At 74.2% G+C, this 18057-nt stretch carries 15 protein-coding genes; 5 read left to right on the top strand and 10 right to left on the bottom strand.

The window, feature by feature from the left end; translation table 11 throughout:
* Positions 1–474: 474 nt before the first annotated feature.
* Positions 475–1272: a GntR family transcriptional regulator gene (locus ABZT03_RS09460; protein WP_356035823.1), complete on the bottom strand. Its 798-nt coding sequence runs from the start codon at positions 1270–1272 to the stop codon at positions 475–477.
* Positions 1273–1445: 173 nt separating this feature from the next.
* Here ABZT03_RS09460 and ABZT03_RS09455 point away from each other — a divergent pair, with 173 nt between their 5' ends.
* Both ABZT03_RS09455 and ABZT03_RS09450 read left to right on the top strand, forming a co-directional pair.
* Positions 1446–2291 carry a (2Fe-2S)-binding protein gene (locus tag ABZT03_RS09455; RefSeq protein ID WP_356035820.1) on the top strand — a complete coding sequence of 282 codons (846 nt, stop codon included), beginning with the start codon at positions 1446–1448 and terminating at the stop codon, positions 2289–2291.
* Between the two features lie 303 nt (positions 2292–2594).
* Positions 2595–3629 (top strand): DUF2637 domain-containing protein, encoded by a 1035-nt coding sequence (locus ABZT03_RS09450; protein WP_356035817.1) that lies wholly within the window; start codon positions 2595–2597, stop codon positions 3627–3629.
* Between the two features lie 122 nt (positions 3630–3751).
* Here ABZT03_RS09450 and ABZT03_RS09445 read toward each other — a convergent pair whose 3' ends face one another.
* The 3 genes from ABZT03_RS09445 to ABZT03_RS09435 all read right to left on the bottom strand — a co-directional run bounded on the left by ABZT03_RS09445 (position 3752) and on the right by ABZT03_RS09435 (position 5697).
* The gene (locus ABZT03_RS09445; protein ID WP_356035814.1) at positions 3752–4234 is read right to left on the bottom strand and encodes an ATP-binding protein; all 483 of its coding nucleotides are present in this window, start codon (positions 4232–4234) and stop codon (positions 3752–3754) included.
* A gap of 146 nt (positions 4235–4380) precedes the next feature.
* Complete coding sequence (locus ABZT03_RS09440) at positions 4381–4872, bottom strand: hypothetical protein (protein ID WP_356035811.1); 492 nt, start codon at positions 4870–4872, stop codon at positions 4381–4383.
* 204 nt (positions 4873–5076) lie between these two features.
* On the bottom strand, positions 5077–5697 hold the full coding sequence (locus ABZT03_RS09435; protein ID WP_356035809.1) for a hypothetical protein: 621 nt from the start codon (positions 5695–5697) through the stop codon (positions 5077–5079).
* Between the two features lie 173 nt (positions 5698–5870).
* Here ABZT03_RS09435 and ABZT03_RS09430 point away from each other — a divergent pair, with 173 nt between their 5' ends.
* A complete protein-coding gene (locus ABZT03_RS09430) occupies positions 5871–7505 on the top strand; it encodes a helix-turn-helix transcriptional regulator (protein WP_356035806.1) in 1635 nt (544 codons plus the stop codon).
* Positions 7506–7534: 29 nt separating this feature from the next.
* Here ABZT03_RS09430 and ABZT03_RS09425 read toward each other — a convergent pair whose 3' ends face one another.
* Together ABZT03_RS09425 and ABZT03_RS09420 are read right to left on the bottom strand one after the other, a co-directional pair.
* Positions 7535–9277: a pyruvate dehydrogenase gene (locus tag ABZT03_RS09425; RefSeq protein ID WP_356035803.1), complete on the bottom strand. Its 1743-nt coding sequence runs from the start codon at positions 9275–9277 to the stop codon at positions 7535–7537.
* A gap of 66 nt (positions 9278–9343) precedes the next feature.
* Positions 9344–11356 carry a protein phosphatase 2C domain-containing protein gene (locus ABZT03_RS09420; protein WP_356035800.1) on the bottom strand — a complete coding sequence of 671 codons (2013 nt, stop codon included), beginning with the start codon at positions 11354–11356 and terminating at the stop codon, positions 9344–9346.
* Between the two features lie 188 nt (positions 11357–11544).
* Here ABZT03_RS09420 and ABZT03_RS09415 point away from each other — a divergent pair, with 188 nt between their 5' ends.
* Both ABZT03_RS09415 and ABZT03_RS09410 read left to right on the top strand, forming a co-directional pair.
* Complete coding sequence (locus ABZT03_RS09415; protein WP_356035798.1) at positions 11545–12027, top strand: DUF456 domain-containing protein; 483 nt, start codon at positions 11545–11547, stop codon at positions 12025–12027.
* 94 nt (positions 12028–12121) lie between these two features.
* Entirely contained in the window at positions 12122–12499 is a 378-nt protein-coding gene (locus ABZT03_RS09410) for a PPOX class F420-dependent oxidoreductase (RefSeq protein ID WP_356035795.1), read from the top strand.
* Here ABZT03_RS09410 and ABZT03_RS09405 read toward each other — a convergent pair.
* The 4 genes from ABZT03_RS09405 to ABZT03_RS09390 all read right to left on the bottom strand — a co-directional run bounded on the left by ABZT03_RS09405 (position 12429) and on the right by ABZT03_RS09390 (position 18010).
* A complete protein-coding gene (locus ABZT03_RS09405) occupies positions 12429–13004 on the bottom strand; it encodes a methylated-DNA--[protein]-cysteine S-methyltransferase (RefSeq protein WP_356035793.1) in 576 nt (191 codons plus the stop codon). The two genes, ABZT03_RS09410 and ABZT03_RS09405, sit on opposite strands and share 71 nt — an antisense overlap.
* Positions 13001–14407, bottom strand: a complete 1407-nt coding sequence (locus ABZT03_RS09400) for an Ada metal-binding domain-containing protein (protein ID WP_356035969.1) — start codon at positions 14405–14407, stop codon at positions 13001–13003. Before ABZT03_RS09400 ends, ABZT03_RS09405 begins: the two co-directional genes overlap by 4 nt.
* 773 nt (positions 14408–15180) lie before the next feature.
* Positions 15181–16284 carry a ribosome small subunit-dependent GTPase A gene (gene rsgA / locus ABZT03_RS09395; RefSeq protein WP_356035790.1) on the bottom strand — a complete coding sequence of 368 codons (1104 nt, stop codon included), beginning with the start codon at positions 16282–16284 and terminating at the stop codon, positions 15181–15183.
* A 241-nt stretch (positions 16285–16525) separates the two neighbouring features.
* Positions 16526–18010 (bottom strand): cellulose-binding domain-containing protein, encoded by a 1485-nt coding sequence (locus ABZT03_RS09390; protein WP_356035788.1) that lies wholly within the window; start codon positions 18008–18010, stop codon positions 16526–16528.
* Positions 18011–18057: the final 47 nt, after the last annotated feature.

The following is an 18057-nucleotide window of genomic DNA, read 5'->3' as shown; positions in this document are numbered from 1 at the left end:
GGGCGGTGCGGTCTCGGTAGGGCGACCCGGTCGGGGTCGCGCCGTCCGGTCGCGATGGGGCGGCCCGGTTCCGGTCGGGCGATCCGGTCGCGGTGGGCGGTGCGGCCTCGGTAGGACGGCCCGGTCGCGGTCGCGCCATCCGGTCGCGGTGGGGCGGCCCGGTTCCGGTCGGGCGATCCGGTCACGGTGCGCGGTGCGGTCTCGGTAGGACGGCCCGGTCGCGGTCGCGCCGTCCGGTCGCGGTGGGGCGGCCCGGTTCCGGTCGGGCGATCCGGTCGCCGTCGAGCCGTCCCGTCGCCGTCGGGCGCGGTCGAGCCGTCCCATCGCGGGCTGGCGGTGCGGTCGCCGTCGAGTCGTCCCATCGCGGTCTGGCGGTGCGGTCGCCGTCGAGCCATCCCTCACGGTCGGGCGACGTGGTCGAGGTGGAGCTGCCCGGTCGCGGTCGGGCGGTCCGGCCGCCGTCGGAACCGTCGGTCAGAGGGTCGTGGTGAAGTGGGCCGCGATCAGGTTCCCGACCGCCTCCGGGTCCCCCACGACCAGCGCGTCCAGGAGCGTGACGTGTTCCGCCGCGTCGGCGACCAGGTCGCCGCGGCCCCGGGAGGCGGGGGCGCCGACCAGCGGCCACTGGGCGCGGCGGTGCAGGTCGTCGGCGACCTGCACCAGCTGCTCGTTCCCGGAGAGGGACAGCATCGCCCGGTGGAAGGCCCGGTCGGACTCGGCGTAGGTGGCGCGGCAGCCGGAGGACGCCGCGCGGACCGTCGCCTCGGCGGCGGGCCGCAGCGCGCTCCAGCGGTCGGCGGACACCGTGCGGGCCAGCCGCAGCATCACCGGCACCTCGATCAGGGCCCGCACCTCGGCGAGTTCGGCCAGCTCCCGCGCCCCTCGTTCGACGACCCGGAAGCCGCGGTTGGGGACGACCTCGACGGCGCCCTCCAGGGCGAGTTGCTGCATGGCCTCGCGGACCGGCGTCGCGGAGACGCCGAAGCGGTCGCCGAGCGCGGGCGCCGAGTAGACCTCGCCCGGCCTCAGGTCGCCGGTGACCAGCGCGGTGCGCAGCGCGTCGAGGACCTGCCCGCGCACGGAGGACCGCTGGACGACGGCGCGAGGCCGGTGCAGCGGCTGTTCACTGTGGGTGTGCTCGCCCCGTGCCGCGCCGGGCGCGGCGAGCCGCTCCCGCTCCACGTCCCCGGCCCGCGGCTGAGACGGCACCCGTACCGCGGCGGACGGATCGGGGATGCCCGTGGCGGCGGAGCCCTTCGTGCCCTGCTTCACGGGTCCTCCTCCGGACGTGTCGGTACTTGGGGTCATTACGGCTGGTTGTTACTCGTCCGTCAAGCACCATAGGCGCAGAAGCCGCCAGTTCACATACTCCCGATTTCAGATAAGGTTAGCCTTACCTGGCAAACCCAGTCCGCTCACGGCGTTCACGGATCGGCGGTTTCGGCATGCCCGTACCCTCCACGGCCCTCGCGGGCGCGTACGCCCGGCTCGCCGAGGTCCTGCCTCAGCTCGCGGTGACCGAGTGGCCCGCCGGGACCGAACTCCCCAGCGGCGGCGGCTGGATCGGCGCCGCCGCGCTCGCGGAGGGCGGCGTCGCCCTCGACGCCTTCCTCGCCCATGACGACGCACAGGTGCTGCGCGACCACGGACAGCGGGCGCGCCCGGACGTCGTGGCGAGCTTCGGACTGCACCGGTACGCCTGGCCCACCTGCCTTTTGATCACCGTGCCCTGGTTCCTGCACCGCCGGGTGCCGCGCCTGCCCGTGACCGACGTCTCCTACGACCGCACCGCCCCCGGTCTCGCCCTGGGCCGCATGGCCGTACGCCCGGCCGGCTTCGCCTGCCTGCCGGGCGACCCCGCGGCGGCGCTGCCCGGCGCCCGGGTGGTGGCCGGCGAGGAGGCCCTGCGCGGCGAGGTGCGGGCGGCCGTCGCCGAGCACCTGGAGCCCGTGCTCGCCGCGTTCGGGCCGCGCACGCGGCGCCACGGCCGCGCCCTGTGGGGCATGGCGACCGACGAGGTCGTGGAAGGGCTCTGGTACGTCGCCCAGTTGCTCGGTGAGCCGGAGCGGGCGGTGCGGGAACTCGGGCTGCTGCTGCCGGGTGCGACCCGGCCCTACGTCGGCTCGGCCGCCTTCCGCGAGCAGCCCGGCCCGGACACCGGGGCGCCCACCCGGGACCGGGCGAGCTGCTGCATGTTCTACACGGTGAGTCCCGAGGACACCTGCGGCACCTGCCCGCGCACCCGCGACACGAGCCGCGGCTCCAAGCCGGCGTTGGCCGCCGTCAGTTGAGGCACCCTCAGGAAACCCCGCGACCAGGCGTCCTCTAGGATCAGCCGCGAACAGGCCACCGCTCCGGTTACAGGCACTTCACAACTTCCTCACTTGTCGCAGGAACTTTCCGTGGAACCACCCGGACGGGTAGTCTTATTCGAACTCAACTCCCGCCCCTCAAGCGGCAGTTCGAGCAGAACGCCGCCCTGGGCATCCCCTTGCACCTCCTTGGCGGCCTCTTGCCCCGAAACCCCCTGAGGACCGGTGGAATTGGGCCACTATGGCGGGCGTTACGCCCTATCCCAATGCAAGGGACCCCAGATGAGATTGACCGACATATCGCTGAACTGGCTGCTTCCGGGCGCCGTGCTGCTCCTGGGCATGCTGGCGGCGGTGGCGGTACTCGCGCGCGGCAAGCGCTCCTCGGGGGAGAACGCGGGCTCGGAAGACTCGTGGGAGCGCACCGAGGAGCGCCGCAGGCGCAAGGAGGCCATCTACGGCACGGCCTCCTATGTTCTTCTGTTCTGCTGCGCGGCCGTCGCCGCCGCGCTGTCCTTCCACGGTCTGGTCGGCTTCGGCCAGCAGAACCTCGGCCTGACCAACGGCTGGGAGTACCTGGTGCCGTTCGGCCTGGACGGCGCGGCCATGTTCTGCTCCGTGCTCGCGGTCCGCGAGGCCAGCCACGGTGACGCGGCCCTCGGCTCCCGGATACTCGTGTGGACGTTCGCGGGTGCCGCGGCCTGGTTCAACTGGGTGCACGCTCCGAGGGGCCTCGGCCACGACGGCGCGCCGCAGTTCTTCTCCGGCATGTCCCTCTCGGCCGCGGTGCTCTTCGACCGCGCGCTGAAGCAGACCCGCCGGGCCGCCCTGCGCGAGCAGGGTCTGGTGCCGCGCCCGCTGCCGCAGATCCGTATAGTGCGCTGGCTGCGTGCCCCGCGCGAGACGTACAAGGCGTGGTCGCTGATGCTCCTGGAGAACGTGCGCAGCCTGGACGAGGCGGTCGACGAGGTCCGCGAGGACAAGCGCGAGAAGGAGGCGACCCGGCTGCGCCGACGCGACCAGCAGCGGGTGGAGCGCGCCCAGCTCAAGGCGATCAGCCGGGGCCACCGCGGCATCGTCGGCCGCGGCCGGCAGCTGGAGGCCCAGGCCACGCTGGAGCGGGCTCCCGCCCAGGCTTCCTCGGAGCCTGCCATAGCGCCGGAACTCCCCTCCCGCGCCCGGGCCTCGCTGCAGCCGGTCCGCAGCGGCTCCGAGTCGCACACCGTGGACCTCACCGCGGAGGACGACACAATGGCTCTCCCGCGCCTCGACTCCCTTGAACGCAAGCTCAAGGACCTCGAGCAGCAGTTCGGCTAGGGCGTGTTTCGAAAGTGGCGTCGTCTGCCCGACGGGCGACGGGACTTTCGGAACGGGCCCCGAAACGGCCGACATGGGAAGGGGGCGTGACCACTCCGGTCACGCCCCCTTCCCGTTGCCGTTCACGCCGCCTGGGCGTCGAGCTCGAACCACACCGACTTGCCCACCCCGTGCACCCGCACGCCCCACGCGTCCGCGAGGGACTGCACCAGGAGCAGGCCCCGGCCGTGCGTACCGTCGTCGGCGATCGGTACCCGCAACCGGGGTCTGCGGCTCACGAAGTCCCTTACCTCGACCCTGAGTCCGCGGGGACCCACCGTGGCCGTGAGCAGGGCGTCGTGGTCGGTGTGGATCACCGCGTTGGTGACGAGTTCGCTGGTCAGCAGTTCGGCTATCTCCGATCGTCCGGGCCTCCCCCAGGTCCGTAACAGCTCACGCAGTGCCCGGCGGGCCTCGGGCACCGCCCGCAGGTCGGCCCGCCCGAGTCTGCGTCTGAGCTGAGGTGCCGGCGCCTGTTCCGTGGCGCTCGCGGCCTCGCCCCTCACCGTCTTCGCCGAGAAGGTCCCAACTGCCGTGGGACCGCCTCCCCGTACCTGCCTCTCCATGACCCCCGCCCGCGTGCCGATGTCGGTTCCCCCTGCTCGAACACGTTCACGGGATCCATGCCCAGTGGGGCACGCGCCAGACACGCCGGTACCGAGTGAGGTCCCCGGCTCGCGAAACTGGCCGGAATCAGGCGGTCCCCCGGCGGCTAACGGGACTCGGCGCCCTTGGTGCCGATGTGGAAGATCCTGTGGCCGCGGGTCATGTCGACGACCAGCTTGGTGGTCCTGCCGCCGCCCCAGGTGAGGGTGATGCCCGCCTCGGTGTGGTCGGCGGTGCCGTTGTCGGTGACCTTCCACTTGAGGGGGACGTTCTGGGCACGCAGGACGCCGTCCGCGTGGTTGTCCGCCTCCCATGCCTTCAGCTGCCGCGCGAAGGAGGCGGTGAGGTAGTACGTGCGCAGTTCCCGCGCGAGGTTGCCGCCGTGGTCGGGGTCGCTCTGGGCGTCGATGTAGGCGCCGTAGAAGTCGGCGATGCGGGTGACGGAGTCGGACGGCTTGCCGCTGACGGAACGCGGCGCGCCGGCGGACGCCTGCGCCGTGGCGCCGAGGCCGAGCGCGACGGCGAGCAGACTCGCGGTCAGCGCCGTACGGCGGACGGGACGGCGGGTGCTACGGCGGGCGGTGGTGCTGCTGGTCATCTGAGTGTTCCCCGTGTTCGGTCGTGATGGTCGGGTGCGGCGAGGGTCGCCGTGCCCGGTCTGGGCGAGGGTCGTGTCGTTCGGCCGTGCGCGTGCGCGGCCGAACGGGTGCGGGGCCCGCCCTCCCGACCCCCGTGGCGGGAGGGCGGACCTTGCTCCGGACGGCATGTCCGGTGGTCCGGTCGGTCGGTGTGGTCCGGACGGTCAGTGCAGCTTCTCGACGGCGGTTCGGGTCGTCTTCTTGAAGGCCTTCACCGGCGCGTCCCGGAAGTCGCCCAACCGGCCCCAGTCCACGACCGTCACCGTGCGGCCGTCCCGGCCGACCGAGAGCAGGCGGATGTCGGTCGCGCCCCAGGAGGTCTCGGTGTGCAGGCCGTAGACGTGGGCGCCCTCCTCGACGGGCAGTGAGCCGTAGTCCTTGAGCGTGGCCTCGACCTCCGGGTCGGCCCTCTCGATCCGGAGGGGGCAGGACCTGATGTCCTTGTCCAGCCGCGAGAAGCGGCCCTTGGCGGCGCGGACGTCCGGCAGTTGGACGGAGACTTGCCGGGCGGCGGTGTCGAGGTCGGTCGTGAAGTTCCGGTACCAGGTGCCGGAACCGCCGCCCAGCGCCCTGCTCAGGCACTGGTCGTTCTCCACCTCCTCCGGCACCCCGGCGGTGACCTTGCCGGCCGTCCACGGCGAGGACGGTTGCGGCGGCAGGTCCGCCGCCCTGAGGAAGCCGGGCGCCCTGGTGGCCGCGTCCGCCGGTACGGCGAGCGTGGCGCCTGCGGCGAGCGCCGCGACGGCGACTGCGGTGAGCGTCCCCGCTCGAATGCCTGTGGGCATGGGTGTCCCCCGTGATGAAGTACCTGGGTGTCGGAAGTCGCGGCGGCCGGCTGGTCGGTCCGGCGGTGGTCGGTGCGACACCAGAAGCATCGGCGCACGGGACCGGCAGGCGCAACCACCGAAGCCAGATCGGCGACGGTGGAACCGTCCCAGGCCGTCTGACGTGCAGGTATATGGAGTGCCTGGGATGCCGTCCCGGGCCGGGAGACGGGGGTACGGTGCCCGCACACGAGGACGTCGAGGAGTTCGCGGCGCTGCTGCGGCGGCTGAAGGAGCGCACGGACCGCAGTTACGGTTCGCTGGCCCGCCGCCTGAGCATGAACACCTCCACGCTGCACCGCTACTGCGCCGGTGAGGCGGTGCCCCTCGACTACGCGCCCGTGGAACGTTTCGCCGTCCTGTGCGGGGCGTCGGCGGACGAGCGCCTGGAGCTGCACCGTGTGTGGCTCCAGGCGGTGGCCGCCCGCCAGCGCCCCCGCGGCACCGGACCTGCCGAGGGCGTCGCCGAACCCGCCGACGACACGGCCGGACCCGGCGGACCTGCCGACGAGGCAGACGGCTCCGGCGGACCCGCCGACGGCACCACCGGATCCGCCGACGCACCGGAATCACCGGAGCCGCCGCAGCCGACCGGTCCCCCAAGACCGGTCGAGCCGCTCGAGTCGTCCGGACGCCCGGAGCCCTCGAGGCCGCGGGAATCCAGGGACACCGCGGATCCGTCGCGGACGCAGAAGCCCGTAGACGTCCCGGAGTCGTCGCCGACGCACGAGCCCACAGGCATCCCGGAGTCGTCGCGGACGCCGGTCACCCTCGCGTCCTCGCCCCGGGCCGGGACTTCGCCGGCTCCGCTCCGGCGCCCTTGGTACCGGCGTCGCAGGACCGCCGTCACCGCGGCCGCGGCCACCGTGCTGGCGGTCACCCTGGGCAGCCTCTCGGCCCTGTCGGCGGACCGTCATCCGGACGGCGGTACCGCCCAGGCGCCGCCGGCCTCCCGCAGCTCGGCTCCCGTCACCCTCCACTCGCCGTCGGCCGCCCCGGCGAGCCCCTCCCCCGGCGCCTCGGTGACACGGTCGCCCTCGGCCCACGCCAAGGCGTCCGCGTCCCGCCCGGGTTCGGGAACCGGGACGCGGAAGGGCTCCGAGTCCGGCGGCGGTTCCGCACCGGGCGGGCAGGACTCCGCCGGCGTCCCCCTGACCTGGTCCGCCGACTCCCAGGTGTGGGCGCTCGGATGCGCCCACGACTACGTCATCGACAAGCCGCCCGCGCAGGTTCCGCCGCCACCGGCCGCCCAGGACGCCGCCCCCTGGGCGGCGACGCAGGGCGCGGTGCACGGGCGGGAGACCAACGTACGGATCTCGGTCCAGGGGCGGTCCTCGACGGCCGTCGTCCTGGAGGCGCTGCGGGTCAGGGTCGTCGGGCGCGCGGCCCCCGTCCGGGGCACCGTCTACGCCATGGAGCAGGGCTGCGGCGGGGAGATCAGCCCCCGCTACTTCGCCGTCGACCTGGACCAGGACCGGCCGATCGCCCGCTCGGTCGCCGGGGCGGACAGCGAGCACACGATCCCCGCGGTGAGCATGCCCTACCGGGTGTCCGCCGAGGACCCGGAGGTCCTGCTGGTCACCGCGCGGACCGAGAACTGCGCCTGCGACTGGTACCTCGAACTCGACTGGTCCTCGCAGGGCCGCACCGGTACGGTCCGCGTCGACGACCACGGCCGCCCGTTCCGGACCAGCGGCATCAAGGGGCTGCCGCGCTACTGGTACGGGTCGAACGACGCGGGAGAGCGCCGCTGGGTGCCCACCGACTGACGACCGACGCGCTCCTGGGGCCGACTCCCCTACAGCCGCGGCACGTTGCGCAGGTTGGAGCGGGCCATCTGCAGCATCCGGCCGACTCCACCGTCCAGCACGATCTTCGAGGCGGACAGGGCGAACCCCGTCACCATCTCGGCGCTGATCTTCGGCGGGATGGACAGGGCGTTGGGGTCGGTGACGACGTCGACCAGGGCCGGGCCCTTGTGCCGGAACGCGTCCTTGAGGGCGCCCGCGAGGTCCTTGGGCTTCTCGACGCGCACACCGTGGGCACCGCAGGCACGGGCCACGGCGGCGAAGTCGGGGTTCCTGTTCGCCGTGCCGTACGAGGGCAGTCCGGCGACCAGCATCTCCAACTCCACCATGCCGAGCGAGGAGTTGTTGAAGAGGACGACCTTCACCGGCAGGTCGTACTGCACGAGGGTGAGGAAGTCGCCCATGAGCATGGAGAACCCGCCGTCGCCCGACATGGAGACGACCTGGCGGCTCCGGTCGGTGAACTGCGCGCCGATCGCCATGGGCAGCGCGTTCGCCATCGAGCCGTGGGAGAAGGAACCGATCACGCGGCGGCGGCCGTTGGGTGAGATGTAGCGGGCCGCCCAGACGTTGCACATGCCGGTGTCGACGGTGAACACCGCGTCGTCGGCGGCGAGTTCGTCGAGCACGGAGGCCACGTACTCCGGGTGGATGGGCACGTGCTTGTCGACCTTGCGGGTGTACGCCTTGACGACACCCTCCAGCGCGTCCGCGTGCTTCTTCAGCATCTTGTCGAGGAAGCGCCGGTCGTCCTTGGTGCGCACGCGCGGGGTGAGACAGCGCAGGGTCTCCCGCACGTCGCCCCACACGGCGAGGTCCAGCTTGGAACGGCGGCCCAGGTGCTCGGGCCGGACGTCGACCTGCACGATCTTGACGTCGTCGGGCAGGAACGCGTTGTACGGGAAGTCGGTGCCGAGCAGGATCAGCAGGTCGCACTCGTGGGTGGCCTCGTAGGCGGCGCCGTAGCCGAGCAGACCGCTCATGCCGACGTCGTAGGGGTTGTCGTACTGGATCCACTCCTTGCCGCGCAGCGCGTGTCCCACCGGGGACTTGATCTTGCCGGCGAACTCCATGACCTCGGCGTGCGCGCCCGCCGTGCCGCTGCCGCAGAACAGGGTGACCTTCTCGGCCTGGTCGATCATGTCGACGAGCTTGTCGAGCTCGGTGTCCCCGGGGCGGACGCTGGGCCGCGAGGTGACCAGGGCGGTCTCGGCGGCCTTCTCGGGCGCGGGCTCCCCGGCGATGTCTCCGGGGAGGGCGACGACGCTGACGCCCGACTGGCCGACCGCGTGCTGGATCGCGGTCTGCAGCAGCCTCGGCATCTGCTTCGGGCTGGAGATCAGCTCGCTGTAGTGGCTGCACTCGCGGAACAGCTGGTCGGGGTGGGTCTCCTGGAAGTAGCCGAGGCCGATCTCGCTGGAGGGGATGTGCGAGGCGAGGGCGATGACCGGCGCCATGGAGCGGTGGGCGTCGTACAGGCCGTTGATGAGGTGCAGGTTGCCGGGTCCGCTGGAGCCGGCGCAGGCCGTCAGCCTGCCGGTGATCTGGGCCTCCGCGCCGGCCGCGAAGGCCGCGGTCTCCTCGTGGCGGACGTGCACCCAGTCGAGGGCGGCGTTGCGGCGGACCGCGTCCACGACCGGGTTGAGGCTGTCGCCGACGACGCCGTACAGGCGTTTCACTCCGGCGCGGACGAGGATGTCGACGAACTGCTCGGCGACGTTCTGCTTGGCCATGGTGCTTCCGTGCCCCTTCGGTGTCCGGAGATCCCCGCAGCATCCATGAATTCACACCGTCCGCCGTCATGCCTCCCAAACGGCGGCGGCCGTACGATCGTCCGCGTATCCCTTGACCCGGACCTGGACGTCGGTGAGGAACGAGGCGAGACCGGGCGGGGCCTGCCCGGCCCACCGGCCGGTGAGGTATCCGCACAGCTCGGGCTCGCCCCGCAACGGCTCGGCGAGCCCGTCGGTGCACATCAGGAGCGTGTCACCCGGGCGGCCGACGGAGGCGCGGAAACGGAACGGTTCGCGGGGCGGCTCGGGTGCGGGTTCGTAGGGGCTCGGCGGGGTGGGGATGCCCAGGTCCATGGTGAGCCGGTCGCCCTGAGGGGTCTCGGCGGGCGGCGACCCGAAGCCGACGACCGGTTCGCCGGTGACGTCGGCGACCCTCGGCTCGATGTCCTGCCACTCCCCGTCGCGCAGCCGGAACAGTCCGCCGGTGCCGACGCCGAAGAACACGCGGGTACGGCAGTCGGGGTCGGCCGGCAGCAGCAGGCAGCGCAGGCTGGCCGCGTACTCGTCGGGGCCGACGCCCTGTTCGGCCGCGCTGGCACGCAGCCGGCCCAGGCTGCGGTCGGTGAGGCGGTGCAGCCCGGACTTCAGGTCGCCGCGGCGGCCCGCCCTCATGTCCTCGGCGAGCCGGGCGTGGCTGCGGCCGACGGCCCGGCCGATCCACCGGCAGGCCTCGGCGGCGGCCCGGTGCGCCCCCGGGGTGGCCCGCGCGCCCGTCGCCATCGCGACCAGCACGAGCGTCTGGTCGCCGGTCCCGAAGCGGGCGGTGAGCAGGGAGTCCCGGCGCGGCTCCCCCCGGAACCGGGCGGAGTCCCCGCGCCCGGACACGGCCCGCAGTGTGCAGGCGCCGTACCGGGCCCCGTCGAGGACGGTGTCCGCCACCAGGTCGTCCAGGTCGTCGGGGTCGGCGGGCGGCAGAGCGGTGGGTTCCGCGTCGTAGGTCGGCGGACCGGAACCGACGTAGTCCACGCCGACGGGGGCCGGGGCGGGAACGTCCACGCGGGTGGCGGTACGGCCCGCCGCCTCGCCGCCGCCCTCGGCCGCGGCGGCGGGGTCCGGCGTGGTCGGGCCGGGATCAGGCGGGGTCCGGGCGGGGACGACGTCCGGAGCGGCCCGGTCGGCGAAGGCGCCCGACGGCCAGGCCCGTGAGAAGGGTCCCGCCTGCACGGCCTCGGCGGCCTCCGCGGCGGCGGCGATGGCATCCCGATCGGCATCGGCCACGGCACCGCCGGGGTCGGGGAAGCGGGTATCGGTGTCGCCGTAGGGACCGGCGCCCCAGTCGGCCCCACGGCCGGAGGCCGGACCGGCGCCCCAGTCGGCCCCGCGGGGGGAGGCCGGACCGGCGCCCCGATCGGTATCAGGCACGGCGCCGGACCCGCCGGGGCCGGTGAAGCGGGGGTCGCTGTCGCCGTGGGGACCGCCGTCCCGGTCGGTCTCCCGGCCCGCGGTCGGACCGGCGTCCCACGCGCGGCCCGCTGCCGGGCCGTTGGAGCGGTCGGGCGCCAGGCCCTCGTCCGCGGTGGGGGTCGCGGCGGTGGGCCGGGGCGCTTCCGGGGGCGTCCGGGAAGCGGGGATCGCGGGGGCCGGGGGCCGCGGTGACGGGTGGCTGTCGGTCACCGAAGAGGTACGGGCGTCCGGTGCGCGCCCGACGAATCCCGGCGGTACCGGCCCGCGCGGGAAGCTCGCGGGGAGGGGAGGCGCGCCCGACGGCGGCTCCCAGGGAGCGGGGGGCGGGGTGTCCGGCGCGGGCCGCGCGCGGGGCGGGGCCTCGGGCGTGCACGGTCCGGCGTCCCCCGCTTCCACCGCCTGCACCGCGTCCGCAGCCTCCACCACGTCCGCCGCCTCCACCACGTCCGCCGCCTCCACCACGTCCGCCGCCTCCACCGCTTCCGCCGCCGACGCGAACCGGTCGTCCAGTGAATCGGGCGCGGCCGTGGGGCCGGTGTCCCCGGTGGAGTCCTCGTACAGCTGCCTCCACCAGTCGTCCTCGTGACCGGCGGGCGTTCCCCCCTGCTGACTCATGCCCCCAATTGTCCACCGGTCGGCCGGGATGGAAACGGGGCATCGGGAAAATCCGGTCCGACTCCCGGGCGGCGCACGGCGCGTCGGGTGACATGTCGAACGGGGATACGGAAGCGGGTCGCGTGCGGGGGCCGCCCGGCGGGCCGGGCTGACCTGCGCCTTCCTCCGCTCTCCGGCAGGCTGGTCAGATGGGAGTGTGGGACCTCCTGCTGGTCGGTGCGGTCCTCCTGCTCGGCTTGTGCGGAGTGCTGGTGCCCGGGGTGCCGGGGTCGTGGCTTGTGTGGGCCGCGGTCCTGTGGTGGGCGCTGAAGGATTCCCGGCCGGTCGCCTGGTGGCTCCTGGTGGGCGCCACCGTCGCGTTGCTCGTCTGTCAGGTGGTGCGCTGGGCGCTGCCGCCCAGACAGCTGCGGGCGAGCGGCGCCACCCCTCGGATGGCGGTGTACGCCGGGGCCGGGGCGCTGGCCGGCTTCTTCCTGCTTCCGGTGCTGGGCGCGATCCCCGGATTCATGGGCGGCATCTATCTCTGCGAGCGCCTCCGGCTCGGCCGGCACGGCGAGGCGATGGCGTCGCTGCGGACGGCGATGCGCTCGGGCGGCTCCAGCGTCCTCGCGGAACTCTTCACCTGCCTGCTGATCATGGGCGCGTGGCTGGGTGCGGTGCTCACGGGGTGAGGGCGGGCCGCGACCAGCCGGGGGCGCCCGGGACCTCGGACGTAGGTCCGGAAGACGATGCGCCGGGTCCGCCCGGCGTGTTTGGCTGGCTGCCATGACCGCATTCAGCGAGGCCGAACGCGCCTACCTCAGGTCGCAGCGGCTGGGACGGCTCGCCACCGTCGACGCCCAGGGCCAGCCGCAGGCCAACCCGGTCGGCTTCTTCCCGCAGGACGACGGCACGATCCTGATCGGCGGCATGGCGATGGGCCGTACGAAGAAGTGGCGCAATCTGCGGCAGAACCCGAAGGTCGCCCTGGTCGTCGACGACGTCGTCAGTCTGCGGCCCTGGAAGGTGCGGGGTGTCGAGATCCGCGGTGAGGCGGAACTCCTGACCGGCCCGCACGAGCTGGGCCCGCACTTCAGCGAGGAGGTGATCCGGGTCGTGCCGCGGCGGATCCACAGCTGGGGGCTGGAGGAGGCGGCGCCGTGACCCCGCCGACGGGGTGCGGCAGGACGCCCTCCAGGGTGAGCAGCCGCGTCTTGCGGTCGAGGCCGCCCGCGTACCCGGTCAGCGAGCCGTCGGCGCCGATCACCCGGTGGCACGGCCGGACGATGAGCAGCGGGTTGGCGCCGATCGCACCGCCCACGGCCCGTACGGCGGCCCTGGGGGCACCGATCCGGGCGGCGATCTCGCCGTAGGTCACGGTGCCGCCGTAGGGGACGGAGTCGAGGGCGTCCCACACCCGCTCCCGGAACTCGGTGCCGGCGGGACGCAGTTCCAGCCGGAACTCCTTGAGGTCGCCGGCGAAGTACGCGGCGAGCTGCTCCCCGGCCGTCCGGAACGGGCCGGGGTCGTGCAGCCAGTCGTCCTGGACGCCGCGGCCGCCCTTCTGGCCGGGGACCGAGAGCGAGGTCAGGGCGCCGGACGGGCCGGCGGTCAGCAGCAGTGTGCCGACGGGGCTGTCCACGCTGGTCCAGTAGGTCGGGGTGTTCACGAGAACTCCAACTCCCCTGCTGCGAGCAGGTGTCGTACGGCATAGGAGCGCCAGGGGCGCCAGCTGTCGGGGACGTCGACACCGGGTTGCGCGACGTCCGGGTCACCGAGGGCGCGGGTACGGACGGCGGCGACCGTACGGGCGTCCAGACCGGGCAGCGCGAGCAGGGCGCGCTCGGTGTCCTCCCGGTCGGCCCCGGGGTCGAGGCGTACGGCGCCGTCCGCGAGGGCCGCGGTGAGCGCGCCCAGCGGTCCGTGCGGCTCGGCCCCGGCGAGCACGGCGGGCTCGGGGAAGAGGTGGGTGAGGCTGCCGCAGGGGGCGTCCAGGACCTTGCCGTACCGCCGGACCAGCCGCTCGGCCCCGGCCCGGCCGGTCAGTGCCCGGACGGCGAGTTCCTCCGGGTCGGCCGCGCCCGGCGAGCGCAGCCCGGGGCTGGCCGCGACCAGCGGGGCGAGGCGCTCGTCGGCGCCGAGCCGTTCGTCGACGGCGTACGGGTCGGCGTCGAGGTCGAACAGGCGCCGCAGCCGCCCGACGGCGGTGGTCAGGTCCCTGGGGTCGGTGAGGTGGACGCGCGCGTCCAGCCAGCCGCCGGGGTGCGCGGCGCCGGGCGCCGCTCCGGGGCCGCCGGGCCGCTCGTCCACGGCGGCGATGCCGGTGCCGTGGGGCAGGCGCAGGGTGCGCCGGTAGGTGCGCCGGCCGCGCGGGCCGCTGATCTCCTCCAGGCCGGGCACCGCCTCGGATTCCAGCAGGTCGAAGACGGCACCGGCCTGATACGTCCCGCGGTGGGCGAGGCGCAGCGGGATGCCCGCGGCCGGGGTGGCCGCCCGCCGGTCCGCCCGGCCGCCGCGGGGTGCGGTGGCGCGCAGGGTACTCGGGGTCGCCGCGTACACGGCCCGGACGGTGTCGTTGAACTGGCGCACGCTGGCGAACCCCGACGCGAAGGCGATCTCGGTGATCGCCAGCTCGGTGGTCTGCAGCAGGACGCGCGCGGTGTGCGCCCGCTGGGCGCGGGCCAGCGCGACGGGTCCGGCGCCCAGCTCGGTGGTGAGCTGCCGCTGCACCTGGCGCGCGCTGTAGCCGAGCCGCTCGGCGAGTCCGGCCACGCCCTCCCGGTCGACGACACCGTCGCCGATCAGGCGCATGGCCCGCCCCACCACGTCGGCTCGGGCGTTCCAGTCGGCGGAGCCCGGCACGGCGTCCGGGCGGCACCGCCGGCAGGCCCGGAAGCCCGAGCCCTGCGCGGCGGCGGCCGTCGCGAAGAAGCGCACGTTGCGCCGTTTCGGCGTCACCGCCGGGCAGCTGGGCCGGCAGTAGATCCCGGTCGTCTCGACGGCGAAGAAGAACGCGCCGTCGAACCGGGCGTCCCGGCTGCGCACCGCCTCGTACCTGCTGTCCTCGTCCATCACGCCCTCCAGTGTGAGCGACGCCCGACCACACGGCTGGCGGAAATCGGACGCGACGATACCTCCGACCCGACCCGACCCGACCGGGCGCACCTCGCCGGAGGGAACGCGGTCCGCGTCCATGAAGGCGCACCGGGACGGCGGAGTGGCCGCAGCGGTCGGAGCCGTGCCCCGTCACCGCTACAGCGGCGCGCCCAAGCCGCCGGTGCACCGGACACGGCGGAGTGGCCGCACCCGGCGGTGCCGCCGGCCCGCCGCAGGGGCCGCACACGGCGGAGCCACGGCCGTGTCACCGCAACAACGGCCGGCCCCGGCCGACGCCACCACCGGACCCGGCCGAGTGGCCGCACCCGGCGGTGCCGCCGGCCCCGGCGCAGGAGCCGCACCCTGCCATGTCGCGGCACACGCGGAGTCGCCGCACGGCGACGCCGCACACGCGGAGTCGCCGCACGGCGGACCCCCAGAACGCCGCCGCCCGCACATGCCCCGCATCGCCGGAACGGCGGAGCCCCCGCACACAGCAGAACCGCCAGGCCGGCGGTCGCGGCCCGCCAGCGGCGGCCGGGACACGGCGACAGCTGGGAGCCGGTGCCCGTGTCACCGGACGCGGCAGATCACCGCGCACGCAGAGTCGCCGCCCTCGGCGGAGTCCCCCGCACGCAACCGTGCCGCCGCGCCCCGCGGTGTCGCCCGCAACCGAAGCGCCGGACGGCAGGGGGCGGCCTGCGGCGGCTGCCCGGTCCCCGGACACGGGCCGGCCGCCGCACACACGCCTACGCGTGCCGGCTCCCCCGCTTCGCCTCCATCGCCGCCCGGCCCTCCGCCCCCTTCCGCTTCCAGTCCTTGCGGATCTCGGCCCGCAGTCGGGCGTCGGTCTTGGCGACGATCCGCTGGTTCTCCCGCAGGAGCTTGCGGTAGCTGTCGAGCCGCCGCTCGGGCAGTTCGCCGGCGTCGAGCGCGGCGAGCACCGCGCATCCCGGCTCGGACCCGTGCGCGCAGTCGTGGAAACGGCACCGCCGGGCGAGTTCCTCGATCTCGGAGAAGACCTGCCCGACACCGGTCTCGGCGTCCCACAGACCCACGCCCCGCAGGCCCGGGGTGTCGATCAGCACGCCCCCGCCGGGCAGGGCGAGGAGGTTGCGCGTGGTGGTCGTGTGGCGGCCCTTGCCGTCCACGTCACGGATGGACTGGACGTCCATCACGTCCGCGCCGAGCAGGGCGTTCGCCAGCGTCGACTTGCCCGCGCCGGACTGGCCGAGCAGCACGGAGGTGCCGCCGGAGACGACGGTGGCCAGCACGTCGAGCCCGTGCCCGTCCCGGGCGCTGACCGGCAGCACCGGCACGCCGGGCGCGGCCGTCTCGACGTCCTGGACGAGGTACGCCCGGGTCACCGCGTCCGGCACGAGGTCGGCCTTGGTGAGGACGACCACGGGCTGCGCCCCGGACTCCCAGGCCAGGGCCAGGAAGCGTTCGATGCGGCCGAGGTCGAGTTCGGCGGCCAGCGACACGGCGACGACCGCGTGGTCGACGTTGGCGGCGAGGATCTGCCCCTCGGACCGCTTGGAGGAGGTGGAGCGCACGAAGGCGGTACGGCGCGGCAAACACGTCCGTACGTAGCGCGGGTTGCCGCCGGGTTCCACGACGACCCAGTCGCCGGTGCACACGACGCGCAGCGGATCGTTGGGGGTGACGAACGCGGTGTCGGCCCGCACCGGACCGTCGGCGGTGATGACGTCGCACTGCCCGCGGTCGACCCGGACGACACGTCCGGGCAGCAGACCCTCGGGCTCGTGCGGGGCGAACTCGTCCGCCCACGCCTCGTCCCAGCCGTAGGGGACGAGAGCGGAGAAAGCAGAAGTGGCAGAGGTGGAAGACAAGGGTGACCCTTCACAGGGGCGGCCCCGGCACCGCGCGCTCGGGCGCGGAGGTTTCGTGGTGTCAGCCGGCGGCCACGGAGGTGGACTTGATGAACTCACTGATGCGGGCAGCGCCCATCGCAATGACAGCCATCGGTCGACACCTCCTCGATTCCACTCGTCCGCGCTTCGGCACGCCGTCCGGCGTGCCGCGCGGCAACTCTAGACCGGTGCTTCCCCGGTCCTCAACACCTTTTCCGGGTCAGGCCTTCGTGCAGCTCGTGCCGTTCAACTCGAAGCCGTAGGCGGGGGAGTTCTTGCCCTGCCACGAGGAGAGGAACCCGAACGTGAGGGTCCCGTCGGCGGGGACGGACTTGTTGTAGTCGGCGGCGGCCGCGGTGACGCGCGAGCCGTTCTGGGCGAAGCTCGCGTCCCACATCTGGTTGACCTTCTGGCCGTCCCGGAAGGCCCAGGACACCCGCCAGTTGGCGAGGGCCCGGACGCTGGTGACGGTGACGGTGGCCTGGAAGCCGTCGGGCCACTGGTTGACGAGTTCGTACCGGAACTCGCAGCCGGCCGACTCACTCTCGCCGTCGCCCGGTTCGCCGCCCGCGGTCGAGGCGGAGGTGCCCTGGGGTTCTGGGTCGGACTTGCTCCCCTTGCCGCCCCCGCCCGACCGGGACGCGCTCGGCTCGCCCTTCGCGGACGACCTCTTCGAGCCGGACGGCAGCGGGTCGACGGCCGGCGCGGACACACCGGGGTCGGCCACCGGCTGGCGGTTGGAGTCGCCGGAGGCCTGGGCACCGTCGTCGCCCATGGGCATCATCGAGACGGCGAGGGCGAGCAGGGAGACCAGGACGGCCGCGACGAGCAGGCCGTTGCGCACGACCCGCGCCTTGTGCGCGACGGAGCCGGTCTCCCCGCCCTGTGCGTCCACCGGGTCCGGGCGTCCGGCGCCCAGGCGGACCTCGGCGGCCCGGCGGCGGCGCTCCAGGTAGGCGAGGCCGCCCCAGCCGATGACGCCGCCGACGAGGGCCCCGGGCAGTCCGCCGCCGTGCAGCCGCAGACAGGCGGCGGCCTCGGCGCACTCCACGCAGCGGGCCATGTGCCGGGAGAGGTCCACGGGGGTGTCGGCGGCGGGCGAGCGGGTGACCGCGTCGAGCAGCCGGGCGTAGCTGCGGCACTGCCCGGTCATCGGCGTGTCGAGGTGGTTGCGGTGGCAGCGGTCCCGGAACAGGCCGCGCACCTGGGCGAGTTCCTCCGCTATCGCGGCCGGGTCGTGGCCGAGCCGGCGGGCCACCACGGGCAGCGGCAGCGCCTCCACCTCGGCCAGCCACAGCAGCGCCGCGTCGGGTTCCTGGAGGTCGCGCAGGCCGCGCAGGGCGAGCGGCCGTTGCAGCGGCGGTCCGGTGTAGCGGGCCGCGCCGTCCGAGTGCAGCCACAGCCGCAACTCCGGGTCGAGGCGGTGTCCTTGGCCCTGCTCCTCCCAGACCGCCGCTGTGTTGCGTACGGCGGTCAGCAGCAGGGGGATCATGGGCAGCCGGGCGGAGCGGCGGGCGGCGCCGCGGGCGAGGCCGGTGTCGGCGGTGCGTACCTCACGCATGCCGAGGGCGAACGCCTCGGTGGCCAGCTGTGTGGCCGCGGTGGAGCCGGCCGTGCACAGATCGGCGTAGGAGAGCACGGCGTCCCAGCACTCGGAGAACAGTGCGGCCTCAGCGGCGTCCTGGGGGGTCGGCAGGTCGGGCATGGGTCTCCTGCATCCACAAGCGAGGTCAACTCACCATATTGGCAACG

The organism is Streptomyces sp. NPDC005574 (assembly GCF_040605435.1).
GTDB lineage: Bacteria > Actinomycetota > Actinomycetes > Streptomycetales > Streptomycetaceae > Streptomyces.
Note: the sequence above shows the minus strand (reverse complement) of the source record. Positions and strands in the feature narration are given on the sequence as shown.